Annotated in this window: 25 protein-coding genes, 1 tRNA gene and 1 pseudogene; 9 read left to right on the forward strand and 18 right to left on the reverse strand. The window is 74.7% G+C overall.

Annotated elements, in window-relative coordinates; translation table 11 throughout:
* Window positions 1-76: 76 nt before the first annotated feature.
* Window positions 77-715 carry a class I SAM-dependent methyltransferase gene (locus DT076_RS05320; protein ID WP_114125577.1) on the reverse strand — a complete coding sequence of 213 codons (639 nt, stop codon included), beginning with the start codon at window positions 713-715 and terminating at the stop codon, window positions 77-79.
* A complete protein-coding gene (locus tag DT076_RS05325) occupies window positions 712-1,647 on the reverse strand; it encodes an NAD(P)/FAD-dependent oxidoreductase (RefSeq protein ID WP_114125578.1) in 936 nt (311 codons plus the stop codon). The genes DT076_RS05320 and DT076_RS05325 overlap by 4 nt, the downstream gene beginning before the upstream one ends.
* Before the next feature lie 86 nt (window positions 1,648-1,733).
* Between DT076_RS05325 and DT076_RS05330 the strand changes: the two genes are divergently transcribed.
* Together DT076_RS05330 and DT076_RS05335 are read left to right on the forward strand one after the other, a co-directional pair.
* Complete coding sequence (locus tag DT076_RS05330; RefSeq protein ID WP_114125579.1) at window positions 1,734-2,330, forward strand: helix-turn-helix domain-containing protein; 597 nt, start codon at window positions 1,734-1,736, stop codon at window positions 2,328-2,330.
* A 118-nt stretch (window positions 2,331-2,448) separates the two neighbouring features.
* Window positions 2,449-3,222, forward strand: a complete 774-nt coding sequence (locus DT076_RS05335) for a siderophore-interacting protein (RefSeq protein ID WP_114125580.1) — start codon at window positions 2,449-2,451, stop codon at window positions 3,220-3,222.
* A 3-nt stretch (window positions 3,223-3,225) separates the two neighbouring features.
* Here DT076_RS05335 and sepX read toward each other — a convergent pair whose 3' ends face one another.
* The 5 genes from sepX to glp all read right to left on the reverse strand — a co-directional run bounded on the left by sepX (window position 3,226) and on the right by glp (window position 7,030).
* Window positions 3,226-4,005, reverse strand: a complete 780-nt coding sequence (gene sepX / locus DT076_RS05340) for a divisome protein SepX/GlpR (RefSeq protein ID WP_114125581.1) — start codon at window positions 4,003-4,005, stop codon at window positions 3,226-3,228.
* A 74-nt stretch (window positions 4,006-4,079) separates the two neighbouring features.
* Window positions 4,080-4,706 (reverse strand): GNAT family N-acetyltransferase, encoded by a 627-nt coding sequence (locus DT076_RS05345; RefSeq protein WP_114125582.1) that lies wholly within the window; start codon window positions 4,704-4,706, stop codon window positions 4,080-4,082.
* Window positions 4,703-5,224, reverse strand: coding sequence for a MogA/MoaB family molybdenum cofactor biosynthesis protein (locus DT076_RS05350; RefSeq protein WP_233493656.1), 522 nt, complete (start codon window positions 5,222-5,224; stop codon window positions 4,703-4,705). The genes DT076_RS05345 and DT076_RS05350 overlap by 4 nt, the downstream gene beginning before the upstream one ends.
* Window positions 5,202-5,705: a cyclic pyranopterin monophosphate synthase MoaC gene (gene moaC / locus DT076_RS05355; RefSeq protein WP_114125584.1), complete on the reverse strand. Its 504-nt coding sequence runs from the start codon at window positions 5,703-5,705 to the stop codon at window positions 5,202-5,204. Before moaC ends, DT076_RS05350 begins: the two co-directional genes overlap by 23 nt.
* Window positions 5,705-7,030 carry a molybdotransferase-like divisome protein Glp gene (gene glp / locus DT076_RS05360; RefSeq protein WP_114125585.1) on the reverse strand — a complete coding sequence of 442 codons (1,326 nt, stop codon included), beginning with the start codon at window positions 7,028-7,030 and terminating at the stop codon, window positions 5,705-5,707. Before glp ends, moaC begins: the two co-directional genes overlap by 1 nt.
* A gap of 63 nt (window positions 7,031-7,093) precedes the next feature.
* Between glp and DT076_RS05365 the strand changes: the two genes are divergently transcribed.
* Window positions 7,094-7,711 (forward strand): 5-formyltetrahydrofolate cyclo-ligase, encoded by a 618-nt coding sequence (locus DT076_RS05365; RefSeq protein WP_158548052.1) that lies wholly within the window; start codon window positions 7,094-7,096, stop codon window positions 7,709-7,711.
* 22 nt (window positions 7,712-7,733) lie between these two features.
* On the opposite strand, the gene DT076_RS05370 is transcribed toward DT076_RS05365, so the two are convergent.
* The 3 genes from DT076_RS05370 to DT076_RS05380 form a co-directional block, all read right to left on the reverse strand.
* Window positions 7,734-8,639 carry a sulfite exporter TauE/SafE family protein gene (locus DT076_RS05370; protein ID WP_114125587.1) on the reverse strand — a complete coding sequence of 302 codons (906 nt, stop codon included), beginning with the start codon at window positions 8,637-8,639 and terminating at the stop codon, window positions 7,734-7,736.
* A 103-nt stretch (window positions 8,640-8,742) separates the two neighbouring features.
* A complete protein-coding gene (locus DT076_RS05375; RefSeq protein WP_114125588.1) occupies window positions 8,743-9,210 on the reverse strand; it encodes an RrF2 family transcriptional regulator in 468 nt (155 codons plus the stop codon).
* A 20-nt stretch (window positions 9,211-9,230) separates the two neighbouring features.
* Window positions 9,231-11,753 carry a penicillin acylase family protein gene (locus DT076_RS05380; RefSeq protein WP_114125589.1) on the reverse strand — a complete coding sequence of 841 codons (2,523 nt, stop codon included), beginning with the start codon at window positions 11,751-11,753 and terminating at the stop codon, window positions 9,231-9,233.
* Window positions 11,754-11,848: 95 nt separating this feature from the next.
* Between DT076_RS05380 and DT076_RS05385 the strand changes: the two genes are divergently transcribed.
* The 4 genes and pseudogenes from DT076_RS05385 (at window position 11,849) to mscL (ending at window position 13,379) form a co-directional block, all read left to right on the forward strand.
* On the forward strand, window positions 11,849-12,166 hold the full coding sequence (locus tag DT076_RS05385; protein WP_114125590.1) for an FmdB family zinc ribbon protein: 318 nt from the start codon (window positions 11,849-11,851) through the stop codon (window positions 12,164-12,166).
* A 109-nt stretch (window positions 12,167-12,275) separates the two neighbouring features.
* Window positions 12,276-12,578: pseudogene (locus DT076_RS20420) on the forward strand (SAF domain-containing protein); the annotation flags it as partial.
* A gap of 40 nt (window positions 12,579-12,618) precedes the next feature.
* Entirely contained in the window at window positions 12,619-12,903 is a 285-nt protein-coding gene (locus DT076_RS19830) for a hypothetical protein (protein WP_233493657.1), read from the forward strand.
* A gap of 107 nt (window positions 12,904-13,010) precedes the next feature.
* On the forward strand, window positions 13,011-13,379 hold the full coding sequence (mscL, locus tag DT076_RS19835; RefSeq protein WP_233493658.1) for a large conductance mechanosensitive channel protein MscL: 369 nt from the start codon (window positions 13,011-13,013) through the stop codon (window positions 13,377-13,379).
* Window positions 13,380-13,394: 15 nt separating this feature from the next.
* Here the strand turns inward: mscL and DT076_RS05395 are convergent, their stop codons facing one another.
* From DT076_RS05395 to nagA, 7 genes are all read right to left on the reverse strand, one after another.
* Window positions 13,395-13,763 carry a hypothetical protein gene (locus DT076_RS05395; RefSeq protein WP_114125592.1) on the reverse strand — a complete coding sequence of 123 codons (369 nt, stop codon included), beginning with the start codon at window positions 13,761-13,763 and terminating at the stop codon, window positions 13,395-13,397.
* Window positions 13,760-15,136 carry a UTP--glucose-1-phosphate uridylyltransferase gene (locus DT076_RS05400; RefSeq protein ID WP_114125685.1) on the reverse strand — a complete coding sequence of 459 codons (1,377 nt, stop codon included), beginning with the start codon at window positions 15,134-15,136 and terminating at the stop codon, window positions 13,760-13,762. The genes DT076_RS05395 and DT076_RS05400 overlap by 4 nt, the downstream gene beginning before the upstream one ends.
* 275 nt (window positions 15,137-15,411) lie before the next feature.
* Window positions 15,412-15,487: transfer RNA gene (locus tag DT076_RS05405), tRNA-Arg, on the reverse strand.
* 243 nt (window positions 15,488-15,730) lie between these two features.
* Window positions 15,731-16,117 (reverse strand): thioredoxin, encoded by a 387-nt coding sequence (gene trxA, locus DT076_RS05415; RefSeq protein WP_114125594.1) that lies wholly within the window; start codon window positions 16,115-16,117, stop codon window positions 15,731-15,733.
* A gap of 97 nt (window positions 16,118-16,214) precedes the next feature.
* Window positions 16,215-16,982, reverse strand: a complete 768-nt coding sequence (locus tag DT076_RS05420; RefSeq protein ID WP_114125595.1) for a class I SAM-dependent methyltransferase — start codon at window positions 16,980-16,982, stop codon at window positions 16,215-16,217.
* Window positions 16,983-16,994: 12 nt separating this feature from the next.
* Window positions 16,995-17,696: a metal-dependent transcriptional regulator gene (locus DT076_RS05425; RefSeq protein WP_114125596.1), complete on the reverse strand. Its 702-nt coding sequence runs from the start codon at window positions 17,694-17,696 to the stop codon at window positions 16,995-16,997.
* A gap of 42 nt (window positions 17,697-17,738) precedes the next feature.
* Complete coding sequence (gene nagA, locus DT076_RS05430) at window positions 17,739-18,896, reverse strand: N-acetylglucosamine-6-phosphate deacetylase (RefSeq protein ID WP_233493660.1); 1,158 nt, start codon at window positions 18,894-18,896, stop codon at window positions 17,739-17,741.
* 288 nt (window positions 18,897-19,184) lie between these two features.
* On the opposite strand from nagA, the gene DT076_RS05435 reads away from it, so the two are divergent.
* Window positions 19,185-19,808, forward strand: a complete 624-nt coding sequence (locus DT076_RS05435; protein WP_114125597.1) for an acVLRF1 family peptidyl-tRNA hydrolase — start codon at window positions 19,185-19,187, stop codon at window positions 19,806-19,808.
* Between the two features lie 24 nt (window positions 19,809-19,832).
* On the opposite strand, the gene pdxH is transcribed toward DT076_RS05435, so the two are convergent.
* On the reverse strand, window positions 19,833-20,516 hold the full coding sequence (gene pdxH / locus DT076_RS05440) for a pyridoxamine 5'-phosphate oxidase (RefSeq protein ID WP_114125598.1): 684 nt from the start codon (window positions 20,514-20,516) through the stop codon (window positions 19,833-19,835).
* 36 nt (window positions 20,517-20,552) lie between these two features.
* Here pdxH and serC point away from each other — a divergent pair, with 36 nt between their 5' ends.
* A complete protein-coding gene (gene serC, locus DT076_RS05445) occupies window positions 20,553-21,677 on the forward strand; it encodes a phosphoserine transaminase (RefSeq protein ID WP_114125599.1) in 1,125 nt (374 codons plus the stop codon).
* The last annotated feature ends 3 nt before the right edge of the window (window positions 21,678-21,680 follow it).

A 21,680-nucleotide genomic window follows, 5' to 3' on the forward strand; every position in this document is an offset into this window, starting at 1 on the left:
CCCCTTCCGAGACGGTCGACGACAGGTCTCGCACACTAACCCGGGACGTCCCCCCGCCCGCGCAGCGACACCGCCCTCAGCGTCGGGTCCGCCGGACCGCGACGACGTTGTCGGTCACCTCGGCCCGCTGACCGCCCGGTCCGGTCGCCAGCCGCCGGACCGCCGCCACCCGCACCGGTGACCAGCCCTCGACCAGGCCGATCGAGCGGCGGGTCTGCTGCGGGCTCGGGAACTCGATGCCGGCGTCCGCGGTCCACGACCAGGGCGCCGACGAGGCGTGGTCCACCGCCACGAACACCCCGCCGACCCGGACCCGCTCGGCCGCCCGGGCCAGCACGGCGTCCCGGTCGATGCCGAGCGTGCTGTGGAAGAAGCAGGCGTAGACCAGGTCGAACTCGCCGGCCGGCAGCGAGGCGGTGAGGTCGTGCTGCTCGGTCCGCACCCGGCCGAGCGGTCGCCGGCTCTCCGCCAGCGCGGCGGTCCGCGCCAGCGCGGTGGCCGAGACGTCGGTCGCCGTCACCTGCCAGCCCTGCTCGGCCAGCCACACCGCGTCCCCGCCGTGGCCGCAGCCGAGCTCGAGCGCCGAGCCCGGACGCTGCCGCAGCCCGTACAGCGTGTCGACCAGCGCCGCGTTGGGCCGGGTCCCCCGGTCCGGGTCCCGGTCGGCGTACTGCTCCTCCCAGAACTCCGCGCTGGTCCCCGCCGGCGCGCTCATGCCGCCGCCCGTTCCCGCACGGCGCGCTCGACGTCGGCCATCAGCAGGTCGCCGTGGATCGCCGAGCCGGCGTACATCCCCTCGCTCATCGCCGGCACCACCGAGGCCATCAGGTTGCCCGCGTTCCCGGCCACCCAGACCCCCGGCAGCGCGGTGCGCCCCATCGGGCCGGCCTCGATGAACGGCCCCCGCGGGCCCTCGGTCAGGGTGCCGCCCAGCTGCTCGTAGAGCTCCCCGCGGGCCACGAACCGCGGCGCGACGACCAGGGCGTCCAGGCCGACGGCGTGCCCACCGGCCAGCTCCACCGCCCGCAGGGCGCCGTCCTCGCCGACCACCCGGAGCACCTCGCCCGAGACCACCTCGACCCCGACGGCGGCCAGCTTCTCCCAGTCCTCGGCCTCGAAGTCGGCCACCGTGTGCTGCAGCACCGTCACGTGCGGACTGAGCTGGCGGAACATCAGCGCCTGGTGCACCGCCGCGGCGTCGGTGGCGAGGACGCCGATCCGATTCCCGCGCACCTCCCAGCCGTGGCAGAAGGGGCAGTGCAGCACGCTGGTCCCCCAGTGCTCGGCGAGTCCCGGCACGTCGGGCAGCTCGTCGACCAGCCCGGTCGCCAGCAGCAGCCGGCGTGCCGTGGCGGTCGAGCCGTCCGACAGCGTCAGGACGAACCCGTCCCCCTCGCGGCGCACCGTCGCCACCTCGCCCTCGCAGATCTCGACCCCGTACCCCTCGGCCTCCCGGCGTCCGGCGGCCAGCAGCTCCCGCGGCGCGATGCCCTCGTGGCCGAGCACGTTGTGGGCGCCCTCGGCGGGGGCGTTGCGCGGCTGGCCGGCGTCCACCACCAGCACCGAGCGCAGCGACCGGGCCAGCGGGACGGCCGCGCTCAGCCCGGCGAAGCTGCCTCCGACGACGGCCACGTCGTAGTTCGTCATGGTGTCTCCTCACGTCCTCAGCCGGGTCCCCCCGGCGACACCACCACGGTAGACGCGCCATGCGCCTGAGACATAGGCTCTTGCGTATGGAGCAAGAAGTGGAGGTCGACGTCCTCATTCGCCAGCGCATCCGGGGTCTCCGGCTCGCCCGGGGGTGGTCCTTGGACGCGCTGGCCGCCCGCTGCTACCTCAGCCCGTCCACGCTGAGCCGCATCGAGACCGGCCACCGCCGCATCGCGCTCGACCAGCTCGTCCCGATCGCGCGGGCCCTCGGCACCAGCATCGACCAGCTGGTCGAGCCGGGCGAGGACGAGGACGTGGTGATCCGGCCGCACCCGAGCAGCCACCCCGGGATGACGACCTGGCTGCTCTCCCCCGAACGCGCGCTGCGCGGCACGACGGTGGCCAAGATGCGGGTGACCCCCGAGCACCGCTACGACCCCGACGACCTGCGGGTGCACCCGGGACGGGAGTGGTTCACGGTGCTCTCCGGCACCGCCCGGCTGCAGCTGGCCGAACGCACGATCGTCGTCGCCGAGGGCGAGGCGGCGGAGTTCTCCACGATGGTGCCGCACGCGATCACCGCCGTGGACGGGCCGGTGGAGATCCTCACCATCTTCGACCACGACGGCGAGCGGGCCCACCTGCACCCCGACCGACCGGGCGGCGGGGAGAGGGCTTGACCGGCTGGCTGCTCAACCGGCCAAGCCTCCTCAGGGGTATCCGTGGCGGACCGACCCACACACGCATCCACCCCCCGGATCGGATAGGACAGCCTTACCTACGGCTAGGGTGCAGGCCATGAGCACACGCCCCGCCCGTCCCCTCGCCTGCCTCGCCGTCCGGTCCACCGAGCTGCTGGCGCCGCACCTGGTCCGGGTGGTGCTCGGCGGCGACGACATCGCGATGCTCTCCTCCAACGACCACACCGACCGTTACGTCAAGCTCGTTTTCACCCCGGTCGAGGGCGAGCCGCCGGTGCGGCGGACCTACACCGTCCGCGCCTGGGACACCGAGGCGGGCACCCTGACGCTGGACTTCGTCACCCACGGCACCGACGGCGTCGCCGCCCCCTGGGCGGCCAACGCGCAGCCCGGCGACGAGGTCGGCGTGATCGGCGCCGGTGGCGCCTACAGCCCCTCTCCGGAGGCCGGCTGGTACCTGCTCGTCGGGGACGACTCGGCGCTACCGGCGATCAGCACCGCGGTCGAGGCGCTGCCGGACGACGCCCGCGGGGAGGTGGTCCTCGAGGTCGACTCCGCCGCCGACGAGGTGCTGCCGACCCCGCCTGCGGGCGTCCGGGTCACCTGGCTGCACCGCGGCGGGGCCGAGCCGGGCGCAGTCAGCCTCCTGCCCGACGCGGTGCGGGCGCTGGACTGGCCGGCCGACGGCCCGCTGGACGTCTTCGCCCACGGCGAGCGGGAGGCGATGAAGGCGCTGCGCGACGTCTTCTTCGCCGAGCGGCAGCTGCCGCGCTCCTGCGTCAGCCTGTCGGGCTACTGGGCGTTCGGACGCACCGAGGACCGGTTCCAGGCCGAGAAGCGCGAGCCGATCGGGCAGATCCTGCCCGACTGAGGCTCACTCGCCGACGGCGCGCCGGCGGTCCTCCACCTCGACCACCGGCTCCGGCACCACCTCGGGCGTCGGCGCGGCGGTCACCGGTCCGGTCTCGGCCAGGACCGGCTGGGTGCGGCGTCCGGAGGAGGTGACGTCGGGGGCGGAGAGGTCGATGGTGCGCACGGTGCGCGGGGCCAGCGGCTTCGACACGTAGGTGGGGGTGGTCACCGGGATCGGGTCCCACAGACCGCGCAGCGGGCGCGAGGGCTCCCCGGTCCCCTGCCCCTCGGCACCGGCCACCACGCCGGCGCCGACGGTGATCAGCACGGTCTCCTCCTCCGAGCCGACCCGGATCCGCGCCACCAGCTGGTCGTGGCGGCGCACCATCCGCCGCACGGTGATCCGGGCGACGGCGAGGAAGACCAGCAGCAGCCCGCCCGGCACCGCCAGGCTCCACCAGGGCAGCAGCTCCAACGCCGCCGCGGCCAGGCACAGGGTCAGCCCGACCATCAGCACCACCAGCACCCGCCGCCGTCGCGAGGCGGCCTGGCGCTCCAGACCGCGGATCCGCCGGATCGCCGAGCGGCGCGTCATCGGCGTGGAGACCTCGACGTCGCTGATCTCCTCCCCGTCCTGGTCCACCAGCGGGGCGGTGCCGCTGGTGACGATGCGCACCGAGGAGGAGAAGTGGTCGGCGGGGTCGTCGGCGTCCAGGTCGACCTGGTTCCGACGCAGGAAGAGGGGGACGAGGTAGGCCAGCCAGGCGGCCACGATGGCGGCGAAGATCAGTCCCGTACCCACGCCGCGAGCATAGGAGCGGCGTGCCGCCCGGTCGGCGAGGCGGGACGGAGTGTCGGCGGTCGACGGGGACGGGCTCAGCCCCGCAGCCGCTCCCAGCGCCGCAGCAGCCCCTCCGGCACCTCCTCGGCGTTGAGCGCGAAGACCAGGTGGTCGCGCCAGTCGCCGTCGATGTGCAGGTAGCGCGGACGCAGCCCCTCGGGCCGGAAGCCGAGCTTGGCGACCACCCGCAGGCTGGCCGCGTTCTCGGGCCGGATGGCGATCTCGATCCGGTGCATCTCGAGGGTGGCGAAGCAGTGGTCGACGGCCATCGCCACCGCAGTCGGGACGATCCCCCGCCCGGCCACCCGCTGGTCCACCCAGTAGCCCACCTGCCCCCAGGCCGCCGACCCACCGACGATCCCGCTCACCGTCAGCTGGCCGACCACCCGGGTCGCCCCCTGCTCGGTGAGGTGGATCAGCCAGGGCAGCGCCCGGCCGTGGCGGGCCTGCTCCGACAGCAGCCGGACCAGTGCGGCGAAGGTGGCCGGCCCGGGCGGCGAGCCCGGTGGCAGCGTCGCCTCCCAGGGCCGCAGCCAGGCCTGGTTGTGCTCACGGACCTCGGTCCATCCGGAGCGGTCGCGCCGCCGGATCGGGCGCAGGTGCACCCGGGTGCCGTCCGGCTGGTCGTGCTCGAGGGAGACCGGCCACTCGACCTTCCTCACCCGTGGTCCCCGCCCCCGCGCAGCTGGGCCACCGCGTGGCCCAGCAGTGGCGCCAGCACCGCCAGCCCGTCGCGGACCGCGCCGCGCGAGCCCGGCAGGTTGACCACCAGCGTCCGCCCGGCGACCCCGGCCACGCCACGGCTCAGCAGCGCCGTGGGCACCCCGGCCGCCACCCCGCGGCGGGTGATCTCGGCGGGGATCTGGGGCAGCTCGAGGTCGAGCAGGGCCGCGGTCTGCTCCGGGGTGCGGTCGCTGGGGCTCAGCCCAGTGCCACCGGTGGTCAGCACGACGTCGTGACCGGCCGCCACCAGGGCGCGCAGCCGCTGTCCCACCTGCGGGCCGTCGGGCACCACCTCGACCGCGACCTCGGCGAACCCCCAACTCCGCAGCGCCTCGACCAGCACCGGCCCGGTGCGGTCGGGGTAGACGCCGGCCGAGGCCCGGGTGGAGACGGTCAGCACCGCCGCCCGGGCGCCCTCGGGCACCGGCGCCGGTTCAGTCGCCGCGGGTCCAGGCACCGCTGCGCCCACCCGACTTGGCCAGCACGCGGACGTCGGTCACCCGCGCCTCCCGGTCGACGGCCTTGATCATGTCGACCAGCGCGAGGGCGGCGACGCTGACCGCGGTGAGCGCCTCCATCTCCACCCCGGTCCGGCCGGTGGTGCGCACCTGCGCCTCGATGTCGACGCCGTGGTCGCGCACCGCCAGCTCGACGCTCACCCCGCTGATCGGCAGCGGGTGGCACAGCGGCACCAGGTCCGGGGTCTTCTTGGCGGCCTGGATCCCGGCGATCCGGGCCACCGCCAGCGCGTCACCCTTGGGCACCGTGTCGTCCCGCAGGGCCGCCACGCAGACGGGGCTGAGCAGCACGGTGCCGGCGGCGGTGGCCGAGCGGGCGGTGACGTCCTTGGCCGAGACGTCGACCATCAGCGCCCGGCCCCGGTCGTCCAGGTGCGGGAAGCCGCCGGTCGCCTGGTCCGGGGCGGGCTGGTCGGCCATCACGACACCTCGTCCAGCATCCACACCGGGACGTGGGAGCCGGCGGGGACGTGGTCGACGTCGGGGTCCATGACGATCAGCGCGTTGGCCCGGGCCATGCTGCTGACCAGGTGCGAGCCGTGGCCGCCGACCGCGGTGACGCTGCGGCGTCCGGCCGGGTCGGTGGTGACCAGCCCGCGGGCGAACTGCTTCTTGCCCGGCACCGAGCGCAGCAGGTGGGTGGCGATCGCGCGCACCTGCGGGCGGAACAGCGGCTCCACCCCCATCATCTTGCGGATCACCGGGCGGACGAAGGCCTCGAAGGAGATGTAGGCGCTGACCGGGTTGCCCGGGAGCATGATCATCGGCACCCGGTCCTCCCCGATCAGCCCGAAGCCCTGCGGCTTGCCCGGCTGCATCGCGACCTCGCAGAAGTCGGTCAGCCCCAGCTCGGGCATCACCGCCTTGACCACGTCGTAGTCGCCCTGGCTCACCCCGCCGGTGGTGATGATGAGGTCGGCCCGCACCAGCTGGTCGGAGATCGCCTGCTTGATCGCCTCGGCGTCGTCGCCGACCAGGCCGACCCGGAACACCTGCGCCCCCTCCGCACGGGCCGCGGCGGCCAGCAGGTAGGAGTTGGAGTCGTAGAGCTGGGCCGGGTTGCTCAGGGCCAGCCCCGGCTCCACCAGCTCCGAGCCGGTGGCGAGCACCACCACCCGCGGTCGCGGGCGCACCATCACCTTGTCGACACCGATGGCGGCCAGCAGCCCGACGTCGCGGGCCCCGACCCGGGCGCCGGAGCGCATCATCACGTCCCCGGCGCTGACGTCCTCGCCACGGCGGCGGATGTGCTGGCCCTCGCGGGCGCCGGCGAAGACCCGGACATCCTCGGTGCCGCGGTCGGTGGCCTCGTAGGGCACCACGGCGTCGGCCCCGGGCGGGATCGGCGCGCCGGTCATGATCTTGATCGCGGTGCCGGGGGGCAGCGGCTCGTCGCTCCAGTCGCCGGCGGCGATCTCTCCCATCACGGCCAGCGTGACCGGGGCGTCCTCGGCGGCCCCGAGGGTGTCGCCGAAGTGCACCGCGTAGCCGTCCATCGCCGAGTTGTCGAAGCCGGGCAGGTCGACGTCGGACTCGATGTCCTCGCAGATGCTGAGGTCGAGCGCGTCCAGGATCTGCTGGCCGAAGGCGGGCAGCTGGTGCACCTGGTCGAGCAGGTAGTCGCGATGGTCCTCCATCGAGCGCCAGCCGCGCTCGTCGGTCGGGGGAGGCGGCGGCAGCTGGGGGGCCTCCGGCTCGGCGACCACGACCTCCGGCTCTTTCTTCTTGCGGCCGAACAAGGGCATGAGCCCCACCCTAGTGCCGCGTCGCCGCACTCCCCGGCAGGCCGGAGACGCCACACTGGGCTGGTGCCCTCTCCCTCCGCCGACGACGAGGCGCTGACCGGCGCCAAGCAGCTGCTCCGCCGGGCGGTCCGCCAGCGTCGGGCCGTCCGGCCCGCCGAGCAGCGGGCCGCCGACGACCTGGCCCGCTTCGACCGGCTGACCGCCCTGCTCGCCCCCGAGCGGGAACCCGTGGTGGCCTGCTACCTGGGCACCGGGGACGAGCCGGGCACCACCCGGCTGGTCGGCTGGCTGGCCGCCCAGGACGTCCCGGTGCTGCTGCCGCTGGTCGGCCGGGCCGACGGCGCCCCGCGCCGCCGCCCGGACTGGGCCTGGTACACCGGGCCGGACGGGCTGCGCTCCGGGCCGCGCGGCATCCCCGAGCCGGACGCCCGTGGGCTCGGCGCCCGCGCACTGGCCTCCGCCAGCGTCGTGGTCTGCCCCGCGCTGGCCGGGACGGCCCGCGGCGAGCGGCTCGGCACCGGCGCCGGTTGGTACGACCGGGCGTTGCGGGAGGCCCGTCCGGACGCGGTGACGATCATGCTGCTCAACGACGACGAGGTCCTCCCGACGCTGCCCACGCAGGCCTGGGACCGTCGGATGGACCTCGTCGTGACCCCCACCCGGGTGCTCCGGGCCGGCTGAGACCGGTACCGCGGGACGTCGGTCAGGAGCTGGCGCCGACCCGCTCCGGCTCGGCGGCCGCGGCCTCGGTCTCGCGGCGGCGCCGGACCCGGCGCACCGTCCAGGCCAGCGCGGCGGCGGTGAGCACCACCACGGCGCCGTAGACCCACCAGCGCGCGCCCGGGTCGACCTCGGCGGCGCGCAGCAGGGTGCGGGAGTTGGTCAGCACGATGACGCCGCCGACCAGGACGCCGAGCAGGTGGGCCGGGGCGTAGCGCACCAGCACCGCGGCGATCGGCGCGGCGACCACGCCGCCGACGAGCAGGGCCAGCGCGATCCCCCAGTCGATGCCGGCCGCGCCCAGGCCGAGCAGGAAGCCGACGCTGGCGGCCACGCTGACCGCGAACTCCGAGGTGTCGATCGAGCCGACCACCTTGCGCGGTTCGAGCCGGCCGTCGGCCAGCAGGGCCGGGGTGCCGACCGGGCCCCAGCCCCCGCCGCCGGTGGCGTCGACGAACCCGGCGAACAGGCCGAGCGGACCGAGCGTCCGGATGGTCGGGTTGCCCTTGAGCCGCGGGGTGAAGCCGACGACGAAGCGGATGAGGATGTAGAGCCCGAGGAGCAGCAGGATGACGCCCATCACCGGCGCGGCGACCTCGGTGGAGAGCCGGCTCAGCACGGTGGCGCCGAGGAAGGCCCCGAGCGCCCCCGGTCCGGCGATCCGGGCGACCACGCGCCAGTCGACGTTGCGGAGCCGCCAGTGGCTCACGCCGGAGACGGCGGTGGTGACGATCTCGGAGAAGTGCACCGAGGCGGAGGCGGCGGCCGGGGTCAGCCCGGCGACGGCGACGAGCAGGGTCGAGGAGGTGACGCCGTAGGCCATGCCGAGGCTGCCGTCGACCAGCTGGGCGGCGAAGCCGACCAGGGCCAGGATGATGAGCTTGCGCACGGGATGTCCTCTCGTCCTACTTATCCCGGTGTCGTACTAGGGAATGCCGGAACAGTAGGCGGGCATTCCCCCGCGGTCGAGGGTCGTCTCAGGGGCCGGACGCTCAGCTGGTGCGTCGGCTGGGACGCGCCCAGGCCGCCGGCTCGGCCACCAGCGTCCGCACCATCTCCGGCATCTCGCCGCTGGCGACGTGGGCCAGGGTGACCGACTCCAGGATCGCCCGCTCCGAGGCGCGCAGCGCGATCCAGACCTGCTGCAGCGGGGCGGCCGCGCCGGAGTACTCCAGCTCCTCGGGCCGGTTCCCGCGGACGTTGGCCAGCTCGCCCTCCAGCGCGCGGATGACGTCGGCGACCGAGATCTCCTCGGCGGGCCGGGCCAGCCGGAACCCGCCGACCGGGCCCCGCTGGCTGCGCAGCAGCTGCCCGCGGCGCAGCTCGCCGAGGATGCTCTCGAGGTACTTGGCCGGGATCCCCTGGGCCACCGAGAGCTGCTCGACGTTGCGCGGGCCCTGGGCCACCGCCAGCTCGCTCACCGCCCGCAGGGCGTAGTCGACGCGGGCCGACAGCTTCACCGCCTGCTCACCGCCCTCCCCTAGCCGATCGGGACCAGCACCAGCGTGTGCCGGGCCGCCGCGCGCACCGCCGCCGTGCCGTGCCTGAAGGTCATCATCTCATCGCGGGCCCACAGCTCGGTCTGGTCGACGTAGTGCTCGGCGAAGGCGTGCCCCGACACCCCGGTCTGGTTCACCCAGCGGGAGGCGTCGAGGTCGCCGAGGTCGACCAGCATCCGCATGGTCGGCCCGCTGACCGGTGCGAAGTCGCCGCGCTGGGGGCTCCAGCCGGTGGCGTCGACGACGTTGGCGGTGCCGTCCAGACCGGGGCCGTCGCGGTTGAACAGGGCCTCCACCGGGTCGATCCCGCTGCTGCCGAGGGTCTGGTGCTCCAGCTGCAGGCGGTGCAGCCGGCCCCACTCCCAGCGGGCGGGGTCGCGGCTGATCAGCGCGGTGATCTGCTTGCGGGCGGCCAGGTTGGCCTGGGCGAGCACGTCGTCGCGGCGCTCCACCTCCGGCGTGCGCACGTCGTCCCACCAGGGGTTGTCGGGGTCGTCGACCAGCTGGGCCAGCACCGCCATCCAGCGCCCGCCGGCGTCGGGCTGCAGGTCGGGCGGCAGCTCGTCGGCGAAGGCCAGCCGCAGCACCTCGCGCAGCACGACGTGGAACCAGGCCGCCCCGGCGGAGTCGGCCTCGGCGCGACGGTCCCAGCGCTCCAGCACCCGCTGCCCGTCGGCCACCCACGGTTCCAGCGGGGCCACCTCCACCAGGGGCGGGACGAGCGCGTCGGCGTAACGCACCCGGGTGTCGTAGAACAGCGCCTCCGCCTCCTCGGGGCTGACGGTCTCCCCGCCCGCACTCAGCTCGGTCAGCCGGTCGCGCAGCTGCTGGCTGCGCCAGCCCCGGGCCGGCTGGGTGTGCAGGTCCTCGGCGCGGTCGGTGCCGACCACGGCCTGGTTGGCGCTGACGACCATCCCGTCGGAGGGGTTGCGGCTCCACGGCAGCTGCTCGAACGGCACCAGCCCGCGCCAGGCGGCCCCGGCCTCCCAGCCGAGCGCCGGCAGGTGGCCCGGACGGCCACCCCGGTCCGGGATCGCCCCGGGCAGCTGGTAGCCGATGGTGCCCGCGACGTCGGCGTAGAGGACGTTCTGGGAGGGGGCGCCGAGCAGCGACAGGGCACCGCGGAACTGGTCGAAGTCCTGGGCGGTGTTGAGCTGCAGCAGCGCGTCCATGCTCCGGCCCGGACGCAGCGCGGTGGACTGCAGCGCGACCGCGTGCTCGACCCCGGCCTCCGGCGGGGCGCCCGCCCGGCCCACCTCCGCGAGGCCGGCGTCCACGTCGGAGAGCAGCGGTCCCAGCTCGCTGCTGCGCACCACGATGCGGTGGGGCTCCTCCTCACCGCGCACCCGCAGCAGCTCGGTGCGGGTCTGCAGCGGCTCCCAGCGGTCGCCGCGGTCGACGCTGCCGTCGGCACGGACCCGCTCGACCACCAGGTCCTCGGTGTCGACGTAGGGGGTGGTGAATCCCCAGGCGATCGACTGGTTGTGCCCGATCACCACCCCCGGCACGCCGGCGAAGGAGAAACCGGAGACGTCCAGCGGGCAGCGCTCGTCCACGGTGCGGCAGTGCAGGCCGACCTGGTGGAACACCGACGGCACCGACACGGCCAGGTGCGGGTCGTTGGCCAGCAGCGGGGCCCCGCTGTCGGTGTGCTCCCCCGACAGCACCCAGGCGTTGGAGCCGATCGCCCCGGTGTCCCCACCCAGCACGGCCGGCAGCGTGGCGACGGCCGCACCGGCCCGGGCCAGGGCGTCCTCGGCCCCGGCCGGCAGCGCGGCGGCGGCCGGCACCAGGCCGTCGGACCCGGTCGTCTCGGTGGTGAGCACCGGACGGTGGGTCTCGAGGTCGGCCGCGGGGTACAGCTCGGCGGTGCGCTCCGGGCCGACCAGCGCGGTCAGCCGGGCGCGCTCGAGCTCCTCGGTGCGCCCGTCGGAGAGCTGCCAGGCCATCGCCTTCAGCCAGGACAGCGAGTCGACCGGCTCCCACGGCTCCGGAGCCGGCAGCGGACCGGTCAGCCCGAGCACGGTGTACTCCAGGGCCAGCTCCTCGCGGCTGCGCGAGCTGAGGTAGGCGTTCACCCCGGCGGCGTGGGCCTGCAGCTGGCGGCGGGCGTCGGTGGACAGCATCGCCAGCTCCTGCTCGGCCACCCGCCGCCAGCCCAGCGTGCGCACCACCGCGTCGGTCTCCAGCTGCGAGGCGCCGAACAGCTCGCTCAGCCGGCCGGCGGTGATGTGGCGGCGGACGTCCATCTCGAAGAACCGGTCCTGGGCCTGCACGTAGCCCTGGGCGGCGTGCAGGTCGTCGACGCTGTCGCCGTACAGGTGCGGGACGCCGGCCTCGTCGCGGACCACCTCCACCGGCGCCCGCAGCCCCGGCACCACCACCTCGCCGTCGGTCTGCGGGAACGGGGCCCGCACCCGTACCACCACGAAGCTGGACAGCGCCCCGATCAGCAGCAGCAGGACGAAGGCGCCGAAGAGGGTGAGTCGGATGGCACGAGACACCCGGTCACCTTATGAGCACCCGGGCGGGACGGAGCACACCCGAGGCAGGGGTATCATCGCCTCGATTTCCCCCTCCCCGGAGTGAGACGAGACCGATGCCGACCTACCAGTACCGTTGCCAGCACTGCCAGCAGGAGCTCGAGGTGGTGCAGAAGTTCACCGACTCGGCGCTGACCGTCTGCCCGCACTGCGACGGCGAGCTGCGCAAGATCTACAACGCGGTCGGTGTGGTGTTCAAGGGCTCCGGCTTCTACAAGACCGACAGCCGGGCCGGTGAGAAGAAGAGCTCCTCGAGCGACTCCGGCTCCTCCTCGACGTCGTCCGCCGGCGACGCGGGCAGCTCCTCCAACGGGTCGTCGAGCAACGGCTCGGCCGCCAAGACCCCGGCCGGCAGCACCAGCACCGCCTCCTGACCCCGGCCCCGCACCCGGGCCGGTGGCGTCATCGTCCACAGGGCGCGACGCCGACGGCCGGCCTGTGGACGACGCGGCAGCCGGGCCGTGCGGTGCCCACCTCGGGGGCATGGCTGCACCGACCCTGAGCTCGCTGCGGCGGGCCGTCTCCTGGCACCGCCGTCCCCTGGCCGCGGTCTGCGCCGCCCTCGCGGTGCTCGCCACCCTGGCCGCGACCCGGCCCGAGCCGCCACCCACCACCACGGTGGCCACGGCCAGCCGGAGCCTGCCCGGCGGAGCACGGCTGGGTGCGGCCGAGGTGGAGCTGCGCGACGTCCCGGTGTCCCTGGTGCCCGAGGGCGCGGTCACCGAGCCGGCTGCCCTCGAGGGGCGGACGCTGGCCGCACCGGCGAGCGCCGGCAGCATCCTCACCGAGGTCGACGTGGTGGCCCCGCGACGGGCCGGCGGGCACGGTGCTCGCCCCGGTGCGGCTGGCCGACGCCGAGGTCGCGTCGCTGCTGCGGTCCGGCGACGTGGTCGACGTGGTCGGCACCGACCCCGGCAGCGGCGAGGTGGCGGTGGTCGCCTCCGACGCCCGGGTGGTCTCGCTGCCCGCCGGCGCCGACCCGGGCGGGGGCCTGCTCGGGGCCACGCCGTCCTCCGGCGGTGCGCTGGTGGTGCTGGAGGTGCCACCGGCGGCCGCGCTGGAGCTGGCGGCGGCCGGGGCCGCCGGGGGTCTGGCGGTGGTGCTCGGCTGAGGGCCGGCCCGCCGCGCGTCCCCGTCCGCCGGGGGCGGTGCGCTGCTAGTTTCGGCTCGGAGCGGTGCGACCACCCCCGGGCCGCGCCCGGACGGAGAGGAGTGTCCGTGAAGGGCTTTCGAGACTTCCTGCTGCGTGGGAACCTGATCGAGCTGGCGGTCGCGTTCATCATGGCCTCGGCGTTCACCGCCGTGGTGACCGCGTTCACCAGCATCATCACCGACCTCATCGGGCTGCTGTTCGACGTCCCCGACTTCAGCACCACCAGCGTCGGCGGGGTCAGCGTCGGCGGCTTCATCAACGCCGTGATCGCGTTCGTCGTCATCGCCGCGGTGCTCTACTGGGGGCTGGTCAAGCCGTACCAGAAGTTCCAGCAGCGGCAGAAGAGCCGGCAGCCCGGCGACGTCGAGGAGACGCCGTACTCCACCACCGAGTCGCTGCTGGTCGAGATCCGCGACCTGCTCCGCGGCAGGTGAGCCGGCGGGGCGCCCTCACCAGTGCGGAGGGCGCTCCCGGCCGAGGTCGCGGTCGCGCTGGCTCGGTCGGACGTCCGGACGGGCCACCACCGACCGACGCACACCCAGACGGGTGAGCAGCTGCTGCAGCGCCGCCTGGTAGCGCGCGTGCTCGCCAGGCGGCAGCCAGCCGTCGGGCAGCGGCCGCGGCCAGGGCTCCTCCGCCGCCCAGCACCGCTCGGCGCCGGCCCGTACCGCAGAGGCGTCCCAGCCGTGCTGCTCCAGCAACCCGACCGCGTCGGCGACGACCCGGCCGGTGGCGGGTCCGGCCTCCTCCAGCAGCTCCCCGCAGACCGCGTACCCCAGGCACTGCACGAGGGTCGGACGCGGTCCGCGGCCGCTCACTCCAGGACCGAGCCGTCGGCGATCGTGCCGGCCTCGCCCTCGGTCAGCTCGACGGCGCCGCGCACCGTGACCTCGGCGCCGAAGGTCCACTCCCCCCGCACCGTCAGCGAGATCGCCTCGCGCAGGCTGGGCGCGCCGCCGGGGAAGCGGGCCTCGAAGTCGCGGATCTTCTTGTAGTGGGCGGGGTCGAGGTCGACCAGCGGCGCCCGCTCCACCACCCGGTCCAGGGTGGCGCGCTCGCCCACCTCGTAGACGTCGGAGCGGATCAGCAGCAGGTCGTTGGTCGTCTTCACCGGCAGGAACCGCTCCCGCCCGACGACGATCGCGGTCGCCCCGGGGAACACCTCGATGGCCGCACCCATCGCCGTCTCCACCTGGATCACCTCCGGTGAGGAGGAGTCGGCGGGGTCGACGTTCTTGGTGTTGCGGATCAGCGGCAGCCCCAGCACCGACTCCCGTTCGGCCAGCGTGGCGGCGAGCTGCTCGAGGTCCCACCACAGGTTGTTGGTGTGGAAGTAGGGGTGGCGGTGCTCGTCGGTGAAGAAGTCCATCTCCTCCGGCGCGGTCTGGGCGGTGTCGCGCAGGATGAGCTGGCCGTCGGAGACCCGCACGGCCAGGTGCCCGCCCTTGCGGTCGGCGGCGGTGCGCCGGCAGAGCTCGGCGGCGTAGGGCGCGCCGGAGGCGGCGAACCAGCCGGCCAGGGTGGCGTCGGGTGCGGCACCGAGGTTGTCGGAGTTGGACACCGAGGCGTAGCGGTAGCCGCGGTCGAGCAGGGTCTGCAACAGCCCGGAGGCCTCCAACGCGGTGTAGATGTCGCCGTGGCCGGGCGGGCACCACTCCAGCGACGGGTCGGCCGGCCACTCCACGGGGGTGAGGTCGTCGGCGCGGAGCTTGGGCTCGGTGTTCTGCAGGAAGTCCAGCGGCAGCCCCTCCACGGCCAGGTCGTCGTGGCGGGCCAGCGCGGTGCGGGTGTCGTCGACGGTGCGGAAGCTGTTCATCAGCAGCAGCGGCAGGGTGACGTCGTGCTCGGCCCGGGCCCGGCGCACCTGCTCGACGATGAGGTCGAGGAAGGTGCGGCCGTCGCGCACCGGCAGCAGCGACTTCGCCTGGTCCATCCCCATCGAGGTGCCGAGACCGCCGTTGAGCTTGATCACCACGGTGCGGCTGAGCGCCTCCCGGGCGGCGGCGGGGTCGACCTCGGTGGAGGACAGCTGGTCCACCTCGGTGAGCGGGCGGATGGTGTCCTCCCGGATCAGACCGGTGGCCCCCTCCTCCAGCTGGCGGTAGTAGTGGGTGAAGACGTCGATCGCCGCCTGCGCGACTCCGGCGTCCTTCATCTTCTCCTGGGCCTGACGGAGGCCTGCTGCGCTCATGGCCGCGATGCTATCGACCGCGGGAACGGCGAAGGCCCCCCGCCCGGACGGGCGGAGGGCCTTGCTCGAGGTCGAGGAGCGGGCGCCGGCGGGGCTGAAGAGCACCTGTCTACCCACCCCCAGGAGACATGTCGCCGGCGCCCGTCTCGAGGACAACTCTAGGACCCGGTTCCAGGGGTGCCAATCGACGCGGCCGCATCGTCATCCAGACGTGATGATCGTGTCCGCCGCTGTCAACTCCGTCATCGGTCGGTCAAGTTGGTCGCGTCCCGTCATGGCGCCCTCGCCAGGATTCGAACCTGGGACCAACCGCTTAGGAGGCGGTTGCTCTATCCCCTGAGCTACGAGGGCCGGTGCCCGGGCCATTGTGTCAGGCGCGGCCGTCCGCGGGGGAATCGTCGGCCAGCGGCAGGTGGGCCGGACAGGCGACGACCGGCAGCCGGGGATACCTCGGCAACCGGTCGTCGCTGCTGGCTGCGCCGCAGCGCAGGTAGACGGGCCCCCGCCGGGTGCGGTTCAGCAGCGCGTGCGCGCAGCTGCCGCACAGGCCGGCGGGGGGCAGCCCGTCGAGCCGGCCCGGGGCCCGCGCCTGGCTCACTGGGCCGCGGCGCCACCCTGACCCGCCTGGGCCGCGCGGACCTCGGCGTGCACGGCCTCCATGTCCAGCTCCTTGACGGCGGTGATCACCTGGTCGAGCTGGGCGCCGTTGAGGGCGCCGGCCTGGTTGAAGACCAGCACACCCTCGCGGAAGGCCATGATCGTCGGGATGCTGGAGATCCCCAGCCCGCCGGCGACGTCACCGTGGGCCTCGGTGTCGAGCTTGCCGAAGACGATGTCGGTGTTGGCCTCCGAGGCCTTCTCGAAGACGGGCGCGAAGCGCTTGCACGGACCGCACCAGTCGGCCCAGAAGTCGACCAGCACGATGTCGTTCTCGCTGATGGTGGAGGTGAAGTTGGCCGAGGTCATCTCGGTGGTGGCCATGTGCGGCATCCTCTCGTGGTGGAACCCTTGACCCTGGGAGAACCGACGGGCCCCCCGGGCTATTCCGCGTCGGCGCCGGCCCGCGATCGGGCGGGGATCACTTCATCGCCACCACGCGGCGCATGCCGATCGCGATCCGCAACGGGCCGCGCTGCTCGCTGCGCCGGACGAGGTGGTCGACGGCGGCCTCGCGGCGCTCCGGCGGCGTCCGCGGCAGGTAGAGGGCGTTGACCAGCCGGACGGCGTCGTCCTCGCCGGCCACCGGGTAGAAGTACACCTCGCGCTTGTCCTCCACCCGGTGCAGCCGCAACAGAGCCAGCAGGGTCTTCACCCCGGTCCGCTCGATCGGGTTGGGGAACATCGGCCGGCTGCGCAGCACGGCGGTCAGCCGGGTCACCTCGGCCGCCTCCCGCGGGGTCATCAGCCACACCGACGGCGCGATCACGGCCAGCGCGCCACCGGGGCGCAGCACCCGGGTGATCTCGCGGATGGCCTCGTCCAGCGGCTGGATGACCAGCAGACCGAGCGCGCTGGTGACGACGTCGAGCGAGTCGTCGGCGAAGGGCAGCCGGACGCCGTCGGCCTGCACCCAGGGCCCCGGCGACAGCTCGCGGGCCACCCCCAGCTCCGCGGCCGAGAGGTCGAGCCCGACCGTGGTCCGGTCGGGGGCGGCCAGCTCGCGCACCATCGCCCCGCCGCCGCAGGCCAGGTCGAGCACCCGGGTGGCGGTCGGCGGGACGGCGCGGGCCAGCCACCGGTAGGGGTTGTGGTCGCCGGAGCGGGCGCGCAGCAGCACCTCCTGGACGGCACCGGGGTGCTCGCGGTGGTACTCGCCGAGGTAGCGGCGCCAGTCGATCGAGGGCATCGGGTGCCGGGGTCAGCCGGCCCGGGCGACGAAGAGGTGGGAGGCGGTCTCGAGGTCGAGCTCGCAGCCGGGCTGCTCGGCCGGCACCACCCGCACGCCGAGCCCACCGGCCGAGACCAGCACGCGGACGCCGGGCTGCACGCCGCCGGCGCGCAGGGTGGCGAGGAACTCGACGTCGGACTGCAGGTTCTCGCTCATCCGCTTGATCACCACGGGGGTCTCGCCCTGCCCCGCCGAGCGGACGACGTCGGAGAGCATCTCGGTGCCGGCCCGGAAGTCGGTCTCGGGGCCCTCCACGCCCAGCTCGGACAGACCCGGGATCGGGTTGCCGTAGGGGGACTCCTCCGGGGCGTGCAGCAGGTCGACCAGCCGCCGCTCGACGTGCTCGGAGACCACGTGCTCCCACCGGCAGGCCTCGTCGTGGACGAGCTCCCAGTCCAGGCCGATGACGTCGGTGAGGAGGCGCTCGCACAACCGGTGCTTGCGCATCACCCGCATGGCGAGGTCCTGGCCCTCGGGGGTCAGCTCGAGGTGGCGGTCCCCGTGCACCCGCACGAGCCCGTCGCGCTCCATCCGGGCGACGGTCTGGGAGACGGTCGGGCCGCTGTGGTGCAGCCGCTCGGCGATCCGGGCGCGGAGGGGCGTGATGCCCTCCTCCTCGAGCTCGTAGATGGTGCGCAGATACATCTCAGTGGTGTCGATGAGCTCACTCACGCGGCGTCTCCTCCCGGCAGTCCTGGCGTCGCGCCGGACAGCCTAGGCCATCGTCTGCAGCGCCCGGCCGGCTCGCAGCACGGCCCGGACGCCGAGCTGGTCGTCCAGCTGCACCAGGTCGGCGCGAGCCCCCTCGGCGAGGCGGCCGGCACCCTCGAGGTGGTGCACCCGGGCCGGGGTGGTCGAGGCCATCAGCGAGGCCGAGGCCAGGCTCTGCCCGCGCAGACCGGCCACCCGCCGCAGGGCGCCGTCCATGGTGAGGGTGGAGCCCGCGATCGAGCCCTCCACGCCGTCGGCGTCCACCAGCCGGGCCACCCGGTCGCGCACCCGCACGGTGAGTGCGCCGAGCCGGAAGTCGCCGTCGGGCCGGCCGGCGGCGGCCATCGCGTCGGTGACCAGGGCGACCCGGTCCGGGCCGGCGGCGGCCACGGCCATCGCCAGCACGTCGTCGTGGACGTGGGCGCCGTCGGCGATCAGCTCCACCACGACCCGGGGGTCGGTGAGCAGGAACGGGATCGGCCCGGGCTCGCGGTGGTGCACCGGCGACATCGCGTTGAAGAGGTGGGTGGCGACGGTGGCGCCGGCCTCGACGGTGCGGGCGGCCAGCTGCTCGTCGGCGGTGGTGTGCCCGACCGCCACCCGCACGCCGGCCTCGCGCAGCCGGCGGACCGCCTCGGTCGCGTGCGGACGCTCCGGGGCGAGGGTGACCATCGCCAGCGTCCCCTGCGCGGCGTCGAGCAGCGGTTCGAGCCGGTCGGGGCTGGGGTCGACCAGCAGGGCCGGGTCGTGGGCGCCGCAGCGCTGCTCGCTGAGGAAGGGGCCTTCGAGGTGGATGCCGGCCAGCTCGCCGGAGCGCACCAGCGGCACCAGCGTGCGCACCTGCTCCACCAGCACCCCGATCTCGGCGGTGACCAGGCTGGCCATCGTGGTGGTGGTGCCGCCGCGGGCGTGGGTCTCGACGACGGTGCGCACCTCGTCGCGGTCGGTGGTGGAGAAGCTGGCCCCGCCGCCGCCGTGCACATGGGTGTCGACGAAGCCCGGCACGACACGGCCGTCCAGGGTGAGGTCGGGGGCCGGGCCCGACCCGGAGGAGATCCGCAGCACGCGTCCGCCGGCCACCTCCACGGTGACGTCGTCGTGCCAGCCGTCGGGGAGCAGGACGTGCTCCGCGCGCAGGATCAGGTCGCCGCCGTTGCTCACGGACCGCCACCCTAGTCCCCGGCGAGGAAGAAAAAGACGTTGTGTCCGGGCGGTCGCCGACCTAGGTTGGCGGTACACGGAAAGGAGGTGGTTCGATCTATGAGTGACTATCGGACATGTGAGGTGGCGGCGGGCTGACTTCCGCCGTGGCTGGCGGGTAGCCGGCCAATCCACCGTCGTCACCCAGACCCGCGGGCGCCGGGAGTCCACCGGCCACCTCCTGCTCCGGCAGGACGTGAAGTGCCCGCGGGTCTGTTCCGTCCAGACCCCTCCTCCGCATCGGGACGCGTGAGCACCCGCACCGTCCGCGTCCCCCGGGCCCGGCTGGCCGGCTGGGTCGAGCGCTTCGCCGCCCGCCACGGCCACCTCACCCCCACCGCGGACTCCGCCACGCTGCTGCTCGCCGCCGCCGACGGTGCCGAGGCGGTGCTGACCGTCCCCTTCCTGCCCTGGACGCCCGGGGACGACCCGCTCGCCGCGCTGCTCGACCACATCGCCCGAGACCGCACCATCGGGGTGCTGCTGGCCCGCCGCGGTGGGCACGCGGCCGGGATCTTCGTCGGCGAGGCGCTGGTCGCCAGCAAGGTGGGCTCGGGCTACGTGCAGGGACGCACGAAGGCCGGCGGCTGGTCCCAGCAGCGCTACGCCCGGCGGCGGGCCAACCAGACCGCCAAGGCCGTGGAGGACGCCGCCGGCGACGCGGCCGGGGTGCTGCTGGGCCGGTCCCTGGACGCCCTGGTGCTCGGCGGCGACCGGCGGGTCGCCGAGGACGTCCTGGCCGACCCCCGGCTGGCCGCGCTCTCCGGCGTCCCGGTGGAGCCCGACGTCCGCCCCACCCCCGACCCGCGGCTGGCGGTCCTGGCCGAGCTCGACCCGACCTCGATCCGGATCGGGCTCAACGACCTGGCCTGAACCGCACCCCGGCCGGGCACGGGGTCAGGGGGCGAGGCGGCCGAGCCGCCAGCCGTCGGCGGTGCGGGTGTAGAGCAGCCGGTCGTGCAACCGGCTGGGGCGGCCCTGCCAGAACTCGACCCGCTCCGGCACCACCCGGTAGCCGCCCCAGGACGGTGGGCAGGCGACGTCGGTGCCGGCGAAGCGGCGCTCGGCCTCCTCGTAGGAGGTCTGCAGCGCGGTGTCGTCGGGCAGCTCGGTGGACTGCGCGGAGGCCCAGGCGGCCAGCTGGGAGCCGCGGGGACGGGTGGCGAAGTACTCCTCGTCCTCCGCACGCGAGGTCGGGGTGGCGGTGCCCTCCACCCGGACCGCCCGCTGCAGCGGCGCCCAGTGCAGGTGCAGCGCCACCTCCGGGTGCACGGCCAGCGCCGTGCCCTTGGCCGAGGTGCGGTTGGTGAAGAAGGTGAAGCCGGACGGGTCGAAGCCCTTGAGCAGCACGGTGCGCACCGACGGGCGCCAGACGCCGTCGCGCTCGGTCACGGTGCCGACCTGCATGGCGGTCGGCTCGGGCAGCGTCCCGGTCTCCTTCGCAGCCAGGGCGGCCTCCAGCCAGCCGCCGAAGAGGGTGAACGGGTCGGCCGGGGCGTCGTCCTCGCGCAGGCGGCCTGCGGTGTAGTCGAGGCGCTCGCGGCTCAGGTCGGCGGCGCGGTGGGTGTCGGCCTCGGGCATGGGCACAGCATGCCGCAGCGGGCCGGGTCGACCAGAATGGGCCGGGTGAGCGAGCTGACCATCCCCGAGCACCTGCGTCCCGCCGACGGCCGCTTCGGCAGCGGACCGGCCAAGGTCCGTCCGGAGTCGCTGGCCTCGCTGGCCACCGAGGGCGCGTCCGTGCTGGGCACCTCCCACCGGCAGGCGCCGGTCAGGCAGCTGGTCGGACGGGTCCGGCGCGGGCTGGCCGAGCTGTACGACCTGCCCGAGGGCTACGAGGTGGTGCTGGCCAACGGCGGCTCGACGCAGTTCTGGGACGTCGCCACCTTCTCCCTGATCCGGCGCCGCAGCGCACACGCCACCTTCGGGGAGTTCTCGGCCAAGTTCGCCCGCGCCGCCGAGCGGGCCCCGTTCCTGGAGGCGCCGGCGGTCACCGACCACGGCACCGGCCGGGCCGGGCTGCCCGCGGCCGCGGAGGGGGCCGACGTCTACGCCTGGGCCCACAACGAGACCTCCACCGGGGCCTGCGCGCCGGTGCGACGGGTGGAGGGCGCCGACCCCGACGCCCTGGTGGTGGTGGACGGCACCTCGGCGGTGGCGGGGATCGCCCTCGACGTGGCGAGCACCGACGCCTACTACTTCGCCCCGCAGAAGAGCCTCGGCTCCGACGGCGGGCTGTGGTTCGCCTTCCTCTCCCCCGCCGCGGTGGCCCGGGCGGAGCAGCTGGCCGCCGAGCGCTGGGTGCCGGAGAGCCTCGACCTCGCGGTCGCCCTCACCAACGCCCGGGCCGAGCAGACGCTCAACACCCCGGCGGTCGCCACGCTCTGGCTGCTGGCCGCCCAGCTGGACTGGCTGGCCGCCTCCGGCGGGCTGGAGTTCGCGGTGGCGCGCAGCCGGGAGTCCTCCGACCACCTCTACGCCTGGGCCGATGCCCACCCGCTGGCCGACCCGATGGTCGACCCGCAGTTCCGCTCCCCGGTGGTCGTCACCATCGACCTGGCCGAGCAGGTGGACGCCAAGCGGGTGGCGGCGGTGCTGCGGGCCAACGGGATCGTCGACACCGAGCCCTACCGCAAGCTCGGACGCAACCAGCTGCGGGTCGCGACCTTCCCCACCATCGACCCCGACGACATCCGGGCCCTCACCGGCTGCCTGGACTGGGTGCTGGAGCGGCTGGTCTGAGCC

Source organism: Desertihabitans brevis, assembly GCF_003327535.1.
Classification (GTDB): Bacteria; Actinomycetota; Actinomycetes; order Propionibacteriales; family Propionibacteriaceae; genus Desertihabitans; species Desertihabitans brevis.

Excerpts from the sequence above, each read along its gene's own strand:
- DT076_RS05320 (WP_114125577.1), bottom strand. The coding sequence starts at position 715 with ATGAGCGCGCCGGCGGGGACCAGCGCGGAGTTCTGGGAGGAGCAGTAC.
- DT076_RS05325 (WP_114125578.1), bottom strand. The coding sequence starts at position 1,647 with ATGACGAACTACGACGTGGCCGTCGTCGGAGGCAGCTTCGCCGGGCTG.
- DT076_RS05330 (WP_114125579.1), top strand. The coding sequence starts at position 1,734 with ATGGAGCAAGAAGTGGAGGTCGACGTCCTCATTCGCCAGCGCATCCGG.
- DT076_RS05335 (WP_114125580.1), top strand. The coding sequence starts at position 2,449 with ATGAGCACACGCCCCGCCCGTCCCCTCGCCTGCCTCGCCGTCCGGTCC.
- moaC (WP_114125584.1), bottom strand. The coding sequence starts at position 5,705 with ATGGCCGACCAGCCCGCCCCGGACCAGGCGACCGGCGGCTTCCCGCAC.
- glp (WP_114125585.1), bottom strand. The coding sequence starts at position 7,030 with ATGCCCTTGTTCGGCCGCAAGAAGAAAGAGCCGGAGGTCGTGGTCGCC.
- DT076_RS05385 (WP_114125590.1), top strand. The coding sequence starts at position 11,849 with ATGCCGACCTACCAGTACCGTTGCCAGCACTGCCAGCAGGAGCTCGAG.
- DT076_RS05400 (WP_114125685.1), bottom strand. The coding sequence starts at position 15,136 with ATGAGCGCAGCAGGCCTCCGTCAGGCCCAGGAGAAGATGAAGGACGCC.
- trxA (WP_114125594.1), bottom strand. The coding sequence starts at position 16,117 with ATGGCCACCACCGAGATGACCTCGGCCAACTTCACCTCCACCATCAGC.
- DT076_RS05420 (WP_114125595.1), bottom strand. The coding sequence starts at position 16,982 with ATGCCCTCGATCGACTGGCGCCGCTACCTCGGCGAGTACCACCGCGAG.
- pdxH (WP_114125598.1), bottom strand. The coding sequence starts at position 20,516 with ATGCCCGAGGCCGACACCCACCGCGCCGCCGACCTGAGCCGCGAGCGC.
- serC (WP_114125599.1), top strand. The coding sequence starts at position 20,553 with ATGGGCCGGGTGAGCGAGCTGACCATCCCCGAGCACCTGCGTCCCGCC.